Raw genomic sequence first — 16,603 nt, 5'->3', positions numbered from 1 at the left:
GTAATTAATTATTACTTCTTAGCCGGTGCTTTTTTCTTTCCGGCTACTGTTTTTCTTTTACCTTTTCTTGTTCTTGCATTTGTTCTCGTTCTCTGTCCTCTTACAGGCAAACCACGACGATGCCTCAAACCGCGATAGCAACCGATATCCATTAAGCGTTTGATGTTTTGCTGAACTTCACTCCTGAGAGCACCTTCAACTTTATAGTCAGAAGTCATGATTGCACGAATCTTTGCAATTTCTTCTTCGGAAAGCTCAGCAATTTTCTTATCGGGATCGATGCCTGCTTTAGACAATATATCCAAAGCGGTCTTACGACCTATACCATAAATATAGGTTAATCCAATGAACGATTTTTTTTGTTTCGGTAAATCAATTCCAGCTATACGAGCCAAATCTCTTCCTCCTATCCTTGTCTTTGTTTATGTTTAGGATTTTTGCAAATAACTCGAACTACACCCTTTCTTTTTATCACTTTACAATGTTCGCACATTTTTTTTACAGAGGCTCTTACCTTCATAGTAGCTCCATTTATTTATATCTGTATGTTATTCTTCCTTTATTAAGATCGTAAGGAGATAATTCAACTGCTACTTTATCTCCCACCAGAATTTTAATAAAATGCATTCTCATTTTACCGGAAATATGCGCAAGGATCTCATGCCCATTGTCAAGTCTAACCTTGAAATGAGCATTGGGTAACGTTTCAGTTACTACTCCATCAATCTTTATTGCTCCTTGTTTAGCCATATAATTCAGCACTTAGTTAATATTTCCGGTTTACCGTCAATTATTGCAATGGTATGCTCGAAATGAGCCGACGGCTTACCATCCATTGTTTTTACAGTCCATCCATCTTCTTCTACGAAAACTTTATGAGTTCCCAGATTTATCATCGGTTCAATTGCAATTGTCATACCATTCTTCAAAATTGCACCGCTTCCCTTTTTTCCGTAATTAGGAATTTGGGGATCCTCGTGCAAATGCTTACCGACGCCGTGTCCACATAAATCACGCACAACCGAATATCCAAAACTTTCAACGTACGACTGAACTGCATAACCAATATCGCCAATTCTATTGCCGGCACGTGCTTCTTCTATAGCAAGATAGAGTGACTTCTCCGTTACTTCCATCAATTTTCTTTTTTCTTCCGAAATATTTCCAACAGCTACAGTCAAAGCTGCATCTCCATAATAACCGTTCTTTTCTACACCGACGTCGATAGAAATTATTTCACCTTCTTTAAGAACTCTGTTGCCCGGTATTCCGTGAACAACCTCATCATCAATCGAAGAACAAATTGAGCCGGGAAAATCGAACGACCCGACCTGCGAATATCCTTTAAATGCTGCACGGGCATTATTGCTGAGTATGTAGTCCTCAGCCATTTTATCGAGCTCGAGCGTCGTTATGCCCGGTTTAACATAATTTTTCAGTAATTGAAGAACTTCTGCAACTATCTGAGAACTTTCTCTTATATAATCAATTTCTTTCTTGGTCTTTATTATAATCACAATTCACTAAAAAAAATATTAAAATCTTCTGCCTCTTATTTTACCGGATTTCATAAAACCATCGTAATGGCGCATTAACAGATGCGACTCGATTTGTTGAAGTGTGTCGAGTGCCACGCCAACAATAATTAACAAACTGGTTCCTCCAAAAAATGAAGCAAAACTTCCCGATACGCCGAATTTTGCTACAAATGCCGGCAGTATTGCCACAATAGCAAGAAAGATTGAACCCGGTAAAGTTATTTTTGTCAATATATTATCTATAAATTCGGCGGTTTGCTTGCCAGGTCGTATACCTGGAATAAAGCCGCCTTGTTTTTTCATATTTTCTGCTACTTCCTGCGGATTAAATGCAATTGCTGTATAGAAATAGGTGAAAAAGACTATCATCAAAGCATAAATAAAAGAATAAGTAAACGACTGATAATTAAAATAACCCGCAATCGACGCAATAAATTCGTTATTCGGGAAAAATGAAAAGAGTGTACTTGGAATAAACATAATCGACTGAGCAAAAATTATTGGCATTACACCTGCAGTGTTTACTCTTAGAGGAATGTATTGAGTAACGCCTCCATAAACTTTTCTTCCAACAACTCTTTTTGCGTACTGCACTGGAATTCTTCTTGTGCCTTGAGTAACAAGTATTACACCTGAAATAACAAGTAACATAAAAGCAAGAATAACAATTTCAATTACGAGATTACGCTGACCTGCTGCAAGTAATCTGTACTCGTCGAGTAGAGCATAAGGAAATCTGTCGATAATACCTATAAATATTATGAGAGAAATACCGTTGCCAATTCCTTTGTCTGTAATTTGTTCGCCGAGCCACATAATGAAAATTGTGCCGGCAACAAGAAATACAATGGTTGAGAATGTCCACCCAATCCCTCTAACTTCTTCGGGGACAACAGGTACTCCGTTAAAATTCATATTGAGAAGATGAATCGTTACGCCCCAGGCTTGAAAAGCAGAAATAATTACTGTTCCGTAACGTGTCCATTGAGTAATTTTCTTTCTGCCTTCTTCTCCTTCACGCTGAAGTTTTTGAATATAAGGAACAACAGCTCCAGCCAGCTGTAGAATAATCGAAGCTGAAATGTAAGGCATTATACCAAGAGCGAACAGGGCTGCATTTCTGAAAGCGCCGCCGACAAACAAATCGTATAATCCGAAGAGATTGTCGGAAGTAGAATTTGACATAGCCGAGCCGAGCAAGTGAGAATCGATACCCGGCAAAGTGATGTGAGCGCCTATTCTTACGATCACAAGCAATGCTAAAGTATAAAGGATCCTTTGCCTCAGCTCGTGAATCTTAAAAATATTCCGGAAAGTTTCTTGAAAAGTTGCCATTAAGCTTTAATCTCTTTTATGGTTCCACCGACTGATTCAATTTTTTGTTTAGCCGAAGCGCTAAATGCGTGAGCTTCAATATTTATTTTGGATTTAATTTCCCCGCTGCCCAAAATTTTATATGGAGCAGCAGCTTTCGAAATCAAACCATTTTGATACAAAACTGAAGGAGTAATAACATCTCCTGCAATTTTATTTTCGTCAACTAATTTTTGAATTCGGTCGAGATTAACAACCTGGTAAGTCAATTTAAAAGGACTCTTGAAGCCACGTTTAGGCACTCTGCGCTGCAAAGGCATCTGACCACCTTCGAACCAGATTTTGAATTTTGCACCCGACCTCGAGCGTTGTCCATTCATACCACGAGTAGCAGTTCCACCGTGTCCGCTACCTTCACCTCTTCCAATTCTTTTTTCCCTTTTGTTAGAACCTTTAGCAGGTTTTAAATTACTTAAGATGTCCATGTATCACCCTGTTAATCTTCTATTTCTTCTACTTTTACTAAATGAGACACTTTTCTTACCATTCCTCTGATTTGAGGAGTATCGTTATGAATTACCTGATAATTCGGTCTTCCTAAACCGAGAGCTTCGATAGTAAGCTTTTGTGGTTTCGGACGATCAATTATGCTTCGTATTTGTGTAATTTTTAATTTCTTTGCCATGTCAACCTCACTCTGCACTGAACAACTCGTTAAGTTTCATACCTCTTTTGAAAGCTACCGAGCGAGCATCCCATAAATTCAATAAAGCAGCCAGTGTAGCTTTAACCTGATTATGCGGATTAGATGAACCAAGCGATTTGGTCAAAACGTCCTGAACACCTGCAGCTTCGAGGACTGCTCTTACACCGCCGCCAGCGATCAGCCCGGTACCCTGAGATGCTGGTTTAATGAGAACTTTGCCTGCTCCAAATTTTCCGATAATTTCATGTGGTACCGTACCATTGATAACAGGAACTTTATATACATTCTTCTTAGCATCCTCAATGCCTTTGGAGATAGCATCTGTAACTTCATTAGCTTTACCCAGGCCAACGCCAACATGTCCATTGCCATCGCCGACTACAACAATAGCATTAAAACTAAAGCGACGACCACCTTTAACGACTTTGGCAACTCTGTTAATATGAACGATTTTTTCTTTTAAGTTTTCCAATCCGCTAACTTTTTTCGATTTGAAGTTCAATTTTCACTCCTTTTGAATTACCTTATTTTTAGCTGCCGGAGGAGGATTCGAACCTCCACATACGGCTCCAAAGGCCGCTGTCCTACCTTTAGACGATCCGGCAATCCCATTAGAATTTCAAACCACCTTCGCGTGCGCCTTCCGCAACCGCTTTTACTTTGCCATGATAGGGATAGCCGTTTCGGTCAAATACCGCTGCAGTAATTCCCTTTTCGGTTGCAATCTTTGCAAGCAACTTTCCTACAATTCTTCCTTTCTCAACTTTTCCTTTTACTCCTTTCAATTCCTCAGCAATCTCTTTAGATAAAGTTGAAGCTGCAGCTAATGTAGTTCCTGTAGTATCGTCGATTAATTGCGCATATATATGTTTGAGACTCTTAAACACACTCAAACGAGGACACTCAGGAGTTCCGTGTATTTTTTTTCTGATTCTAATTCGTTTTCTTAATCTTCTTGTAGTGTCTTTTAAAAACATTTTTCACACTCTCCTAATTATTTGCCGGCCGTTTTGCCTGCCTTTCTTATGATAACTTCGTTTGAATATTTAATACCTTTGCCTTTGTAAGGTTCGGGTTTCCTGAAAGATCTAATTTTGGCTGCTACGAGTCCCACAAGTTCTTTATCGCTTCCTGAAATTTTCAATTGATTAGGAGTTACGACTTCGATTTTAATTCCTTCCGGTGGAATAAAGAAAATTGGATGCGAATAACCGAGTGTCAATAAAATTCCGTTGCCTTTTGCTTCGGCACGATAACCAACACCTACGATTTCGAGTGTTTTCGAAAATCCTTCGGTAACTCCAACAACCATATTATTAATTAACGACCTGGTTAGACCGTGAAGCGCTCTATTTTGTTTCTCGTCGTTAGGTCGTGTTACGATAATTTCTTCTTTTGTAACTTCGACGTTAATATTCGGATGAATCTCCATCTGGAGTTCGCCGAGTTTACCTTTAATCTTCAAAAGATTACCATTTTTTGTAACGGTAACGTCTTTAATTGGAATCGGTTTTTTACCTATTCGTGACACTTTTAGACCTCTCAATTATTACCAAACTTGGCAGATTACTTCTCCGCCCACTGATTCTTTTCTTGCTTGTTTATCCGTCATTAAACCTTTTGACGTTGAAACTATCGATATTCCCAATCCATTCATCACTCTTGGGAGCTCATCTTTTCCGGCATAAATACGAAGACCCGGTTTACTGACTTTTTTCAAGCCAGTTATTGAAGGAATTCCATTAATGTACTGAAGATGAATACGCAAAATGTTCTGTTTGTTATCTTCGATGACATTATAATCTTTAATGTATTTGTTAGCTTTTAATATTTCTGCCAATCCTTCTTTCAACTTCGAAGAAGGAATATCGACGTATTTTTTTCTGGCTTTAATTGCATTTCGTATTCTTGTTAAAAAATCTGCAATCGGGTCGGTTGTCAACATTACTTTATTCTCCTTCTATTACCAACTTGATTTCTTTAAACCGGGAATTTCGCCTCTCAATGCCATTTCCCTGAGGACGAGACGGGAAACTCCAAATTTTCTGTAATATCCTCTGGGACGGCCGCTTATCATGCAGCGATTGTGTGCTCTTGTTGGAGCAGAATTACGTGGTAGCAACTGCAATGCCTCGTAATCACCTTTCTGTTTCAATTCTTTTCTCTTTTGAGCGTATTTTTCTCTCAGTTTTGCTCTTTTAACTTCACGTGCTATTAAACTTTTTCTTGCCATGACTTCCCTTTAATTATTTTCTTTTTTTCTAAATGGCATTCCAAATGCACTCAACAACTCATAAGCTTCTTTGTCTGTTTTGGCGGTCGTAACAAAAGTAATATCCATACCCAATACTCTGCTTACCTTGTCGATATTAATTTCGGGAAAGATGATTTGTTCTTTAATCCCGAGTGTATAATTACCTCTGCCATCGAAGGATTTGTCGGATATGCCTCTGAAATCTCTTACACGAGGAAATGCTATTGTAATCAGTCTATCGAGAAACTCATACATCCTTTCTCTGCGCAGTGTAACTTTAGCACCGATTTTCATTCCTTCTCTGAGCTTGAAGTTCGAAATCGACTTTCTGGCTGTTCTGATCGAAGCTTTTTGACCCGTAATAGTTTCAAGGTCCTTAACTGCTTCGTCGAGAATTTTCGGGTCCTGAACAGCCTGACCGACACCCATATTAATAACAATTTTTGCCAGACGTGGAACCTGCATAATGTTTTTATAGCCAAACTGCTGCATCAACTTAGGAGCAATCTCTTTTATATATTTTTCTTTGAGTCGAGCCGGAATTTTTTCTTCAACAACAGTTTCCTTTTCGGCACCGGCTTTAGCAGCTTTTTTTACTGCTTTTTCCTGTTTTTCAGTTTTTTGTTTTGCCATCTTAAATATCAATCCTTTTTGACGTTTAACTTATCGAAATTTTTATCTCAGCATTTCGCCGCTTTTTTTGCTAATTCTAACGCTTTTTTTCTTACCAGTTTTTTCATCGATTATGATTTTAGCTCCTATACGCGACGGCTCGTTTGTCTTAGGGTCGAGAATCATTACATTAGAAGCATGAATAGGAGCTTCTTTTTCGATAATTCCACCCTGCGGGTTTTTTTGAGAAGGCTTCGTATGCCGCTTACGTAAATTGACGCCTTCAACAATCACCCGATTTTCAGCGGGAAAAACTTTCAGAATTTTACCGGTTTTCCCTTTGTAGTTACCAGTTATAACAATTACGTTGTCATTTTTTTTAAGTTTCATAGCATCAATCCTCTTATAGAACCTCTGGAGCCAGAGAAATTATTTTCATAAATTTTTTGTCTCTTAATTCTCTTGCAACAGGCCCGAAGATACGAGTACCTCTCGGTTCGCCCTGATTGTTGAGCAATACGGCCGCATTGTCGTCGAATCTGATATAGGAGCCGTCTTTCCTACGCACTTCCTTTTTAGTGCGAACAACAACGGCACGCGACACATCGCCTTTTTTCACTGCACCTCCTGGAATGGCTGCTTTTACACTAACGACAATAATATCGCCAACACTGGCATATCTTCTGCCGCTGCCTCCCAGTACGCGGATACATCGGATTTTTTTCGCACCCGAATTGTCCGCAACAACTAAATTTGTTTCTTCTTGTATCATAATTCCCAGATCTCCGTCGAGCTTTTTCTATTTACTTAGCTTTTTCGATAATTTCTACTAAACGCCATGTTTTTCTTTTACTAAGAGGGCGTGTTTCCATTATTTTTACTTTGTCGCCGATGCCACATTCATTTTTTTCGTCATGAGCCATCAGCTTAGTGGTCTTTTTGAAATATTTCTTATACAATGGATGCGCCACACGTCTTTCAATCGCAACGATGATACTTTTATCCATCTTATTACTAATTACGGTTCCGATCCTAACTTTTCTATAATTTCTTGTCTGCATGGAAAACTTTTTGCTCCTTATTTATTTTCCTTTGATTCGTTCTGTTTTGCTTCCTGAAGCTGGCGCTCTTTAAGAACCGTTTTCATTTTGGCAATATCTTTGCGTGTGGTTCTGAGCAGCGCTGTGTTTGTTAAATTTTTCAGTTCGTGCTGAAATCTCAGATCGATTAAATTCTTATGCTCTTCCAGAATTCTTCTCTGAATTTCTTCTGTTGACATTTCTCTGATTTGATAAATCTTCATTTTATCAATCCTTATGATTCTAAATCGATTCTCTGTACAATTTTAGTTTTAATTGGAAGCTTGTGAGCAGCCAATTGTAAAGCTTCGTGAGCTGTTTCTCTGTCGACACCGTTAATTTCAAACAAAATTCTACCCGGTTTTACAACTGCCACCCAGAATTCAGGAGCTCCCTTTCCCTTACCCATTCTTGTTTCGAGAGGTTTTTTGCTGACGGGTTTATCGGGAAAGATACGAATCCAGACTTTACCATCACGTTTCATTTTACGTGACAGAGCAACACGACAAGCTTCTATTTGACGACTTGTAATCCAGGCTGGCTCAAGCGCCTTGAGGCCATAATCACCAAAATTAACAAGGTGTCCTCTGGTTGCTTTACCTCTTCTTCTACCTCTTTGCGATTTACGATATTTTACTCTTTTTGGCATTAACATGGAATTAAACTCCTATTCGGATGAACGTTTACCTAAAATTTCTCCACGGCAGATCCAGACTTTTACACCGATAGAGCCGTATATTGTTTGAGCAGTAGCCTGTGCATAGTCGATATCAGCTCTTATAGTATGAAGTGGGATCCTGCCTTCTTTGTATTGTTCAGTACGAGCCATTTCGGCACCGCCCAGTCTTCCAGAGCACATCACTCTAATTCCTTCAGCACCCATCCTCATTGCTGCAGTAATTGCGGTTTTCATTGCTCTTCTAAAAGAGATTCTTCCTTCAATCTGCTTTGCAATGTTTTCGGCCACAAGATAAGCATCTAATTCGGGTCTCTTAATTTCCGAAATCTGGACTTTGACTTCTTTTTGAGTAATCTTTTTCAATTCTTCTTCCAGCTGGGCAATTTCCTTACCGCTCTTACCAATAACAACGCCGGGGCGCGAAGTATGAATTGTCAATATAACATTCTTCGAGGTTCGATCGATCTTAATGGCAGATACACCTGCATTTTGAAGTCTTTTTCTGATGTAACGCCGTAATTCGTAGTCTTCCATTAATTTTGGGGCGTAACTCTTATTTTCGAACCAGTTCGATTCCCAGCCTCTAATTATTCCGACTCTAAAACCGATTGGATGTGTCTTCTGACCCAAATCTTCCTCCGATTACTTTTTTGTTGCAACAACAATTGTTAAATGATTTGATCTTTTTCTGATTCTGTAAGCCCTGCCCATTGGTGCAGGCATAATTCTTTTCAAAGTTGGACCCTGATTGACATAAGCTTCTTTGACGTAAAGATCTGAAATATTGTGGCTCGTATTTTCATCTTTATTCATTAGATTAGAAACAGCCGAACGTAACACTTTTTCAGCATCAACTGAAGCATGTTTGGGCGAAAAATGAAGAATCTCGATAGCTTGTTCGACTGATTTACCTCTAATCAAATCGACAACCAACCTCATTTTACGTGGCGAGGATCCGATATATTTGTGTGTCGCTTTTGCTTCCATTATTCCAAACCTCAATTACATTCTTAATTTTTACTTTGCTTTAGATGCTTTTTCTGCTTTTGTTCCTGGATGTCCTCTGAAAATTCGTGTGGGCGCAAATTCACCCAACTTGTGACCGACCATATTTTCAGAAATATAAACCGGGATCATTTTATTACCGTTATGAACGGCAATTGTATGGCCTACAAATTCAGGAGAAATTGTAGATGCACGAGACCAGGTTTTAATTATCTTTTTTTGATTAGTCTCGTTTAACTGCCTAATTTTCCTGAGTAATTTGACATCAATATAAGGACCCTTTTTGACTGATCTTGGCATAGCTTACTCTATTTTCTTCTCTTTACAATATATTTATTAGAAGGATTTTTCTTTTTTCTTGTTTTAAGACCTTTGGCTTTTTGACCCCAGGGCGAAACAGGATGTCCACCACCTGATGTTTTACCTTCACCACCACCCATAGGATGGTCAACCGGGTTCATCGCAACACCTCTCACATGAGGTCTTATACCAAGCCATCTGCTTCTACCAGCTTTTCCGATGCTAATATTTTCATGATCTGCATTTCCAACTGTACCATAAGTGGCCATGCATTCCACATTAATCATTCTTACTTCACCTGAAGGCATTTTCAATTGAGCGTATTTACCTTCGCGAGCCATCAATTGGAGCGATACGCCTGCAGAACGACCTAATTGACCGCCTTTACCTGGCTTTAATTCAACGTTATGAACAAAACTACCAATCGGGATTTCTTTAAGTGGAAGTGCGTTTCCAACTTTAATTTCAGCTCCGCTACCCGACATTACAGTATCACCTACTTTCAAGCCGTCTGGAGCAATGATATATCTTTTTTCTCCATCTGCATAATGTAACAATGCGATTCTTGCTGTTCTATTCGGATCGTATTCTATCGAGAAGACTTTAGCTGGAATACCGTGCTTATCGCGTTTAAAATCGATTATTCTATATTGTCGTTTATGTCCACCACCACGATGCCGTGCTGTTACACGTCCCAGATTGTTGCGTCCGCCGGATTTTTTCAGTGGAGCCAACAACGATTTTTCTGGTTCTGTTTTAGTAATCTCTTCAAATGAAGAGACACTCATAAATCTCGTTCCTGGTGTAATTGGTTTTAATTTTCTAATAGCCATTTAGTTTACTCCGATTCTCTCAGATTATACTTCGCCGAATATATCTATTTTTTGACCTTCTTTTAGCGTCACAATTGCCTTTTTGAATTTTGGCGTTCTGCCTTCAAATCGACCTCTCCTTGTAAACTGAGTTCTTCTTTTTCCTTTATATCTCATCGTATTGACCGCAACAACGTCGACATTAAACTTTTCTTTAACAGCTTTAGCAATTTCAATTTTATTAGCGTCGACCGACACGATAAATCCAAATTTGTTCGGATGTTTTTCCTGAATCGAGGTCATTTTTTCTGTAATCAAAGGTCTTATAAGTATGCTTTTCATATCAATACCAAATTTTAATTAAATGTACTTTCAAGCAATTGAACAGCGCTCTTTTGTAGCATCAAAACTTGATTGTTTAGCAATTCATAAACGGAAGCTTTGTTAGCCTCTACAATCGAAACTCTATCGATATTTCTACCGGATTTATAAACGTTTTTCAAAGTTCCGTTAGTAAGTAAGAGAGTCTTTTTGCCGTTCAAATTCAAGGCTTTAAGAATTTCAACAAAATTTTTTGTCTTTGGTTGTTCGAAATCAAAATCCTCAACAACAATAATCTGATTAGCTTTCGATTTGTAAGAAAGGGCAGATTTACGCGCCAGTTGAACAACCTTCTTATTTAATTTTTGTCTGTAATTTCTAGGTTTTGGTCCAAATACTCGACCGCCACCGACCCAGAGTGGAGAGCGTATCGAACCCGCTCTTGCTCCTCCGCGTCCTTTTTGGCGCCACGGTTTTTTACCTCCACCCCTTACTTCACTTCTTTCTTTGGCTTTGTGAGTCCCCTGTCTTTGATTAGCTAAATAAGCTTTAACAGCAAGATAGAGAACATGGTCGTTCGGTTCAATTTCAAAAATATCTTTCGAGAGTTCTATCTGCTCGCCTGATTTTGTACCGTCTATTTTATAAACATCTACTTTCATTTTTCGATCGTCATTTATTTATTGATAGCAACTATTGAATTAACCGCACCGGGCACAGCACCTTTTATCATAATTATATTCTGCTCCGGTATAACTTTTACAACTTTTAAATTTCTAATCGTAACCTGTTTTCCGCCCATTCTTCCAGCCATTCTCTGTCCTTTGAAAACGCGGGATGGGAAAGAGCTAGCTCCAATTGATCCGGGTGCTCTTTCTCTATCACTTTGGCCGTGAGTAGAGGAACCGACACCTCCAAATCCGTGGCGTTTTACAACACCCTGGAAACCTTTGCCTTTGCTATTACCCGTAACTTTTACTTTATCGCCAGGCTGGAAAAGATCAACTTTAATTTCGTCTCCGACTTTAAATTGAGTAATATCGAAGTTTTTAAATTCTTTAACGAATCGGGGCGGAACAAGACCGAGCTTTTTGTAGACTTCGAGTTGGGGTTTGTTAACTTTCTTTTCTTTCTTTGAACCAAACCCAAGCTGAAGCGCTTCATAACCGTCTTTTTCAACAGTCCTTAAACCGTATACTTTACACGGACCTGCTTCGAGAACGGTTACTGGTATTACTTGACCGTCTTCACTAAAAATGTTAGTCATTCCGATTTTTTTAGCTATCAATCCAGGCATTTTTAATTTCCTATAACTTTATCTCAATATCGACGCCGGCAGGAATTTCTAACTTGCTCAGCGCATCAACTGTTTTATTGTTTGAATTATGAATATCGATAATTCTTTTATGAGCCCTAATCTCGAACTGTTCACGCGATTTTTTATCGACGTGTGGCGAACGCAAAACGGTAAAAACAGTTCTTTTTGTCGGCAACGGTATTGGTCCGGAGACCACAGCTCCCGTGCTTTTTACAGTTTTAATAATTTTCTCAGTTGACTTATCAATCAGAATATGATCATAAGATTTCAACTTAATTCTAATTTTTTGACCGGGCACTTTTTTAATTCTCCTTTTTACAAATCATATCTTAAATGTACTTTGCCTTTCGAGGCAAAAAGAAGGGAAAGATTCCTCTTTCCCTTAATCTATTATTCAAATAACTATTCTATAATTTTTGTAACAACACCAGCGCCAACAGTTCTACCACCTTCGCGGATAGCAAAGCGGAGACCTTCTTCCATTGCAATTTCAGAAATCAATTCAACCGACAATCTAACATTGTCGCCAGGCATAACCATTTCTGTACCTTCGGGCAATTTTGCAACGCCTGTAACGTCTGTTGTTCTAAAGTAGAACTGTGGACGATATCCGTTGAAGAATGGTGTATGACGACCACCTTCTTCTTTCGACAGGATGTAAACTTCACCTTCGAATTTCTTATGAGGTGTAATAGAACCTGGCTTAGCGAGAACCATACCTCTTTCAATTTCTTTCTTATCGATACCTCTTAACAACAATCCTGCGTTATCGCCTGCAATAGCTGAATCAAGTTCTTTACGGAACATTTCAATACCAGTAACAACAGTCTTTTTGTGCTGACCGAGACCAATCAATTCAACTTCTTCATTTAACTTTATCTGACCTCTTTCAACTCTTCCAGTTGCAACTGTTCCACGACCTGTAATTGAGAAAACGTCTTCAACTGGCATAAGGAATGGCTTATCTATATCTCTTTGTGGTATTGGAATATATTCATCAACAGCTTTCATTAAGTCCCAGATGCATTGGTATCTTGGATCATCAATAGGAGCATTTTCAGTACCAGCTTCAAGAGCCTTCAATGCAGAACCTCTGACTATAGGAATTTCATCGCCGGGGAATTCATATTTACTGAGAAGTTCTCTTAATTCCATTTCAACCAGTTCAATCAATTCGGGGTCATCAACCATATCAATTTTATTCAAGAATACGACTATTCTGGGTACGCCTACCTGACGAGCAAGAAGAATATGTTCTCTTGTTTGAGGCATCGGACCATCGGTAGCGGCAACAACAAGAATCGCACCGTCCATCTGAGCGGCACCTGTGATCATGTTTTTGACGTAATCAGCGTGACCTGGGCAGTCAACATGTGCATAGTGACGATTTTCTGTAGAATATTCAACGTGTGCCGTTGCTATAGTAATACCTCTCTCTCTTTCTTCGGGTGCATTATCAATACTATCAAAAGTACGAGCTTCGGATAACCCTCTTTTTGCCAGAGCCATGGTTATTGCTGCAGTCAATGTTGTTTTGCCATGGTCTACGTGTCCGATCGTTCCAATATTGACGTGAGGTTTACTACGATCAAATTTTTCTTTTGCCATCGAGTTACTCTCCTTGTTATTTTATATTCATTTTAATTTATTTAATTAATATTCTTCAACTGACTTTTTCGATTGAGATTTTTCCATAATTTCTTCTGCCACCGACTTAGGAACTTCAGCATAATGGGAAAATTGCATTGTGTAAATAGCACGTCCCTGGGTCATGGATCTCAATACAGTAGCGTATCCAAACATTTGTGCTAAGGGCACTTGGGCTCTAATAACCTGAGCATCTTTTCTTGTTGAAAAACCTTCTATTTTTCCTCTTCTTGAGTTCAAATCTCCCATGACATCGCCCAAATATTCTTCGGGCGTAATAACCTCAACCTGCATAATTGGCTCCAGTAAAATCGGATTTGCTTTTAGAGCACCGTTTTTGAAAGCCATCGAAGCTGCAACACGGAAAGAAATTTCGTCCGAGTCAACTTCATGATAAGAGCCATCATACAATTTAGCCTTGACGTCGACTACTGGATAGCCAGCCAATACTCCATTTTTCATCGCATCCTGTATACCATTAATAACAGGATTGATATATTCTTTAGGTACTACACCTCCAACAATTGCATTTTCAAATTCAAATCCTTTACCTGGTTCATTTGGTGATAACTCCAGCCATACATGGCCATATTTACCTCTACCTCCCGATTGCTTGATAAATTTACCTTCCGCCTGGACAGTTTTAGTGATAGTTTCACGGTAAGCAACCTGCGGTTTACCTATATTAGCTTCCACCTTAAATTCTCTTTTCATTCTATCAACCAAAATCTCAAGGTGTAATTCTCCCATACCACTGATCAAAGTCTGTCCAGTTTCCTGGTCTACTTTAACTCTAAATGTAGGATCCTCATCTGATAATTTTGCCAGCGCATCCGAAAGCTTGTCCTGATCGGATTTTGTTTTGGGCTCGATGGCAATTTCGATTACCGGTTCGGGGAATGCCATCTTTTCGAGCATAATTGGGTCATCTTCTGTACAAAGTGTATCACCGGTACGCGTGTTTTTAAGGCCAACGATAGCCGCAATGTCACCTGCACGTATTTCTTCCATATCTTCGCGATGATTTGCGTGCATCTGCAATATTCTACCTACTCTTTCTTTCTTATCCGACACCGAGTTATAGACATAAGAACCAGATTTAAGCGTCCCGGTATAGACACGAATAAACGTCAGTTTACCGACATACGGATCCGTCATTATCTTAAATGCGAGAGCGGCGAACTTTTCATTTTCATCAATTCTTCTTTCAACACGATCATTTTTATGTACGTGATGTGCTACAAGATTACCGAGATCGAGTGGAGAGGGCAAGAAATTAACAACAGCATCAAGCAACATCTGAACGCCCTTATTCTTAAACGAAGATCCACAAAGGACAGGTACAATTTTAAGTTTAATAGTTGCCTCCCTTAAAACACGGAGGACTTCTTCAGGAGTAATTTCTTTGCCTTCGATATACTTTTCAAGTAAAGTATCGTCGACTTCAGACACTGCTTCGAGCATTTGTGTACGATATTTATTTGCCACAGGCTTCAAGTCTTGTGGTATTTCAACATCTTCGTACGTTGTTCCGAGAGTTTCTTCATGGAACATACGTGCTTTCATAGTCATCAGATCGATAATTCCGCTAAACAAATCACCCTCGCCAATCGGCAAAGTAATTGGAACTGCATTTGCACCGAGACGATCTCGCATCATTTGAACTGCATTATGAAAATCAGCACCCACACGGTCCATTTTATTTACAAAAGCTATCCTTGGTACACCATATTTGTCAGCTTGTCTCCAAACCGTTTCCGATTGAGGCTCGACTCCGCCAACCGCACAGAATAAAGCGATGGCGCCATCCAAAACTCTCAAAGACCGCTCTACTTCAACTGTAAAGTCAACGTGTCCAGGTGTATCAATAATATTTATTTGATGCCCAGCCCACATTGTAGTGGTAGCTGCACTGGTAATCGTAATTCCCCTTTCTTTTTCCTGTTCCATCCAGTCCATTGTAGCGGCTCCATCATGCACTTCACCGATACGATGGACTTTCCCAGTATAGAACAAAATCCTTTCCGTCGTCGTCGTCTTACCGGCATCAATATGAGCCATAATGCCGATATTCCTAACCTTACTTATTTCAACTCTTTTCGACATAATTTATCAGCTTACTCCTTTTCACCATTTAAAGTGGGCAAAGGCTTTATTAGCTTCTGCCATTCTATGTGTGTCATCTTTTTTCTTAACAGAGTTTCCTTCGCCGTTAGAAGCAGCAATTAGTTCGGCAGCTAATTTAAGAGCCATCGACTTATCTTTACGTTCACGCGCATACGTTCTCAACCATCTCAATGCAAGAGCTACCCTTCTTTCGGGCCTTACTTCCATTGGCACCTGATAAGTAGCACCACCAACTCTACGGCTTCTTACTTCCACTAATGGAGATACATTTTGAACTGCTTTTTTGAAAACTTCTAAGGCTGACTTTTTTGTACGTTCTTCAATAATATCAAAACTTTCGTACACAATTCTTCTTGCCGTGGATTTTTTACCATCCCACATAATATAATTAATAAACTTAGATACCAGCACGTCATTATAACGTGGGTCCGGTTTAAGATATCTTTTTTCTGCTCTTCTCTTTCTCATAACTATTTAGCTTTTGGTTTTTTAGTTCCGTATTTCGACCTACCTTGTTTTCTATCCTCCACACCACTGGTGTCGAGCGTGCCTCGAATAATGTGATATCTGACACCGGGCAAATCCTTAACTCTGCCTCCTCTTATCAAGACTATAGAGTGTTCTTGAAGGTTGTGTCCTTCGCCCGGAATATAAGCAGTAACTTCAATACCATTACTCAACCTTACTCTGGCTACCTTTCTGAGTGCAGAATTTGGTTTTTTGGGTGTAGTAGTATAAACTCTGGTACAAACTCCACGCTTTTGAGGACAAGCTTCTAAAGCAGGAGCTTTATTTTTAGAGGTCACTACCTCTCTTCCTTTTCTAACCAACTGATTTATCGTTGGCACGTAAATCCTCCACGTCTATTTCATTTTAATAAAAATTCAGACT

30 protein-coding genes and 1 tRNA gene are annotated in these 16,603 nt (G+C 39.2%); all 31 read right to left on the bottom strand.

The genetic code is table 11. The features are described from left to right. Positions 1–11 precede the first annotated feature (11 nt). Complete coding sequence (rpsM, locus tag ACSSV9_RS12085) at positions 12–395, bottom strand: 30S ribosomal protein S13 (protein ID WP_437347508.1); 384 nt, start codon at positions 393–395, stop codon at positions 12–14. Positions 396–406: 11 nt separating this feature from the next. Then, on the bottom strand, positions 407–520 hold the full coding sequence (gene rpmJ / locus ACSSV9_RS12080) for a 50S ribosomal protein L36 (RefSeq protein WP_437347507.1): 114 nt from the start codon (positions 518–520) through the stop codon (positions 407–409). Between the two features lie 11 nt (positions 521–531). Continuing rightward, positions 532–750: a translation initiation factor IF-1 gene (gene infA / locus ACSSV9_RS12075; RefSeq protein ID WP_437347506.1), complete on the bottom strand. Its 219-nt coding sequence runs from the start codon at positions 748–750 to the stop codon at positions 532–534. Between the two features lie 5 nt (positions 751–755). Further along, positions 756–1,517, bottom strand: coding sequence for a type I methionyl aminopeptidase (map, locus tag ACSSV9_RS12070; protein ID WP_437347505.1), 762 nt, complete (start codon positions 1,515–1,517; stop codon positions 756–758). Positions 1,518–1,535: 18 nt separating this feature from the next. Further along, positions 1,536–2,873 (bottom strand): preprotein translocase subunit SecY, encoded by a 1,338-nt coding sequence (gene secY / locus ACSSV9_RS12065; RefSeq protein WP_437347504.1) that lies wholly within the window; start codon positions 2,871–2,873, stop codon positions 1,536–1,538. Further along, positions 2,873–3,337, bottom strand: a complete 465-nt coding sequence (rplO, locus tag ACSSV9_RS12060) for a 50S ribosomal protein L15 (protein ID WP_437347503.1) — start codon at positions 3,335–3,337, stop codon at positions 2,873–2,875. The genes secY and rplO overlap by 1 nt, the downstream gene beginning before the upstream one ends. Positions 3,338–3,348: 11 nt before the next feature. Next, positions 3,349–3,537 (bottom strand): 50S ribosomal protein L30, encoded by a 189-nt coding sequence (gene rpmD / locus ACSSV9_RS12055; RefSeq protein ID WP_437347502.1) that lies wholly within the window; start codon positions 3,535–3,537, stop codon positions 3,349–3,351. A gap of 7 nt (positions 3,538–3,544) precedes the next feature. Further along, positions 3,545–4,060 carry a 30S ribosomal protein S5 gene (gene rpsE, locus ACSSV9_RS12050; protein WP_437347501.1) on the bottom strand — a complete coding sequence of 172 codons (516 nt, stop codon included), beginning with the start codon at positions 4,058–4,060 and terminating at the stop codon, positions 3,545–3,547. 32 nt (positions 4,061–4,092) lie between these two features. Next, positions 4,093–4,163, bottom strand: a tRNA-Gln gene (locus ACSSV9_RS12045). 6 nt (positions 4,164–4,169) lie between these two features. After that, a complete protein-coding gene (rplR, locus tag ACSSV9_RS12040) occupies positions 4,170–4,535 on the bottom strand; it encodes a 50S ribosomal protein L18 (protein WP_437347500.1) in 366 nt (121 codons plus the stop codon). A gap of 17 nt (positions 4,536–4,552) precedes the next feature. Next, the gene (gene rplF, locus ACSSV9_RS12035; protein WP_437347499.1) at positions 4,553–5,089 is read right to left on the bottom strand and encodes a 50S ribosomal protein L6; all 537 of its coding nucleotides are present in this window, start codon (positions 5,087–5,089) and stop codon (positions 4,553–4,555) included. A gap of 18 nt (positions 5,090–5,107) precedes the next feature. Next, positions 5,108–5,503: a 30S ribosomal protein S8 gene (rpsH, locus tag ACSSV9_RS12030; protein ID WP_437347498.1), complete on the bottom strand. Its 396-nt coding sequence runs from the start codon at positions 5,501–5,503 to the stop codon at positions 5,108–5,110. 18 nt (positions 5,504–5,521) lie between these two features. Beyond that, entirely contained in the window at positions 5,522–5,791 is a 270-nt protein-coding gene (gene rpsN / locus ACSSV9_RS12025; protein WP_437347497.1) for a 30S ribosomal protein S14, read from the bottom strand. A gap of 9 nt (positions 5,792–5,800) precedes the next feature. Continuing rightward, entirely contained in the window at positions 5,801–6,445 is a 645-nt protein-coding gene (gene rplE / locus ACSSV9_RS12020; RefSeq protein WP_437347496.1) for a 50S ribosomal protein L5, read from the bottom strand. A 42-nt stretch (positions 6,446–6,487) separates the two neighbouring features. After that, the gene (gene rplX, locus ACSSV9_RS12015; RefSeq protein WP_437347495.1) at positions 6,488–6,814 is read right to left on the bottom strand and encodes a 50S ribosomal protein L24; all 327 of its coding nucleotides are present in this window, start codon (positions 6,812–6,814) and stop codon (positions 6,488–6,490) included. Positions 6,815–6,827: 13 nt separating this feature from the next. Further along, on the bottom strand, positions 6,828–7,196 hold the full coding sequence (gene rplN, locus ACSSV9_RS12010; protein ID WP_437347494.1) for a 50S ribosomal protein L14: 369 nt from the start codon (positions 7,194–7,196) through the stop codon (positions 6,828–6,830). Positions 7,197–7,227: 31 nt separating this feature from the next. Next, the gene (rpsQ, locus tag ACSSV9_RS12005; protein WP_437347493.1) at positions 7,228–7,485 is read right to left on the bottom strand and encodes a 30S ribosomal protein S17; all 258 of its coding nucleotides are present in this window, start codon (positions 7,483–7,485) and stop codon (positions 7,228–7,230) included. A gap of 17 nt (positions 7,486–7,502) precedes the next feature. Further along, positions 7,503–7,727 carry a 50S ribosomal protein L29 gene (rpmC, locus tag ACSSV9_RS12000; RefSeq protein WP_437347492.1) on the bottom strand — a complete coding sequence of 75 codons (225 nt, stop codon included), beginning with the start codon at positions 7,725–7,727 and terminating at the stop codon, positions 7,503–7,505. A gap of 11 nt (positions 7,728–7,738) precedes the next feature. After that, positions 7,739–8,158: a 50S ribosomal protein L16 gene (gene rplP / locus ACSSV9_RS11995; RefSeq protein ID WP_437347491.1), complete on the bottom strand. Its 420-nt coding sequence runs from the start codon at positions 8,156–8,158 to the stop codon at positions 7,739–7,741. 12 nt (positions 8,159–8,170) lie between these two features. Continuing rightward, positions 8,171–8,812 (bottom strand): 30S ribosomal protein S3, encoded by a 642-nt coding sequence (gene rpsC / locus ACSSV9_RS11990; protein ID WP_437347490.1) that lies wholly within the window; start codon positions 8,810–8,812, stop codon positions 8,171–8,173. Between the two features lie 12 nt (positions 8,813–8,824). Beyond that, positions 8,825–9,169: a 50S ribosomal protein L22 gene (rplV, locus tag ACSSV9_RS11985; RefSeq protein ID WP_437347489.1), complete on the bottom strand. Its 345-nt coding sequence runs from the start codon at positions 9,167–9,169 to the stop codon at positions 8,825–8,827. 30 nt (positions 9,170–9,199) lie between these two features. Beyond that, a complete protein-coding gene (rpsS, locus tag ACSSV9_RS11980) occupies positions 9,200–9,487 on the bottom strand; it encodes a 30S ribosomal protein S19 (RefSeq protein ID WP_437347488.1) in 288 nt (95 codons plus the stop codon). Positions 9,488–9,495: 8 nt separating this feature from the next. After that, positions 9,496–10,320 carry a 50S ribosomal protein L2 gene (rplB, locus tag ACSSV9_RS11975; protein ID WP_437347487.1) on the bottom strand — a complete coding sequence of 275 codons (825 nt, stop codon included), beginning with the start codon at positions 10,318–10,320 and terminating at the stop codon, positions 9,496–9,498. Positions 10,321–10,344: 24 nt separating this feature from the next. Beyond that, complete coding sequence (gene rplW / locus ACSSV9_RS11970; protein WP_437347486.1) at positions 10,345–10,641, bottom strand: 50S ribosomal protein L23; 297 nt, start codon at positions 10,639–10,641, stop codon at positions 10,345–10,347. 14 nt (positions 10,642–10,655) lie between these two features. Then, a complete protein-coding gene (gene rplD, locus ACSSV9_RS11965) occupies positions 10,656–11,282 on the bottom strand; it encodes a 50S ribosomal protein L4 (RefSeq protein ID WP_437347485.1) in 627 nt (208 codons plus the stop codon). 14 nt (positions 11,283–11,296) lie between these two features. Continuing rightward, the gene (gene rplC, locus ACSSV9_RS11960; protein ID WP_437347484.1) at positions 11,297–11,917 is read right to left on the bottom strand and encodes a 50S ribosomal protein L3; all 621 of its coding nucleotides are present in this window, start codon (positions 11,915–11,917) and stop codon (positions 11,297–11,299) included. A 10-nt stretch (positions 11,918–11,927) separates the two neighbouring features. After that, positions 11,928–12,236: a 30S ribosomal protein S10 gene (gene rpsJ / locus ACSSV9_RS11955; protein WP_014854898.1), complete on the bottom strand. Its 309-nt coding sequence runs from the start codon at positions 12,234–12,236 to the stop codon at positions 11,928–11,930. Positions 12,237–12,340: 104 nt separating this feature from the next. Continuing rightward, a complete protein-coding gene (tuf, locus tag ACSSV9_RS11950) occupies positions 12,341–13,546 on the bottom strand; it encodes an elongation factor Tu (protein ID WP_437347483.1) in 1,206 nt (401 codons plus the stop codon). Positions 13,547–13,591: 45 nt separating this feature from the next. Further along, on the bottom strand, positions 13,592–15,691 hold the full coding sequence (gene fusA, locus ACSSV9_RS11945) for an elongation factor G (protein WP_437347482.1): 2,100 nt from the start codon (positions 15,689–15,691) through the stop codon (positions 13,592–13,594). 21 nt (positions 15,692–15,712) lie between these two features. Continuing rightward, positions 15,713–16,180 carry a 30S ribosomal protein S7 gene (gene rpsG / locus ACSSV9_RS11940; RefSeq protein WP_437347481.1) on the bottom strand — a complete coding sequence of 156 codons (468 nt, stop codon included), beginning with the start codon at positions 16,178–16,180 and terminating at the stop codon, positions 15,713–15,715. Between the two features lie 2 nt (positions 16,181–16,182). Beyond that, positions 16,183–16,560, bottom strand: a complete 378-nt coding sequence (gene rpsL, locus ACSSV9_RS11935; RefSeq protein WP_041355685.1) for a 30S ribosomal protein S12 — start codon at positions 16,558–16,560, stop codon at positions 16,183–16,185. Between the last annotated feature and the right edge of the window lie 43 nt (positions 16,561–16,603).

It is taken from the genome of Melioribacter sulfuriphilus, assembly GCF_051488685.1.
Lineage (GTDB): Bacteria > Bacteroidota > Ignavibacteria > Ignavibacteriales > Melioribacteraceae > Melioribacter.
Note: the sequence above shows the minus strand (reverse complement) of the source record. Positions and strands in the feature narration are given on the sequence as shown.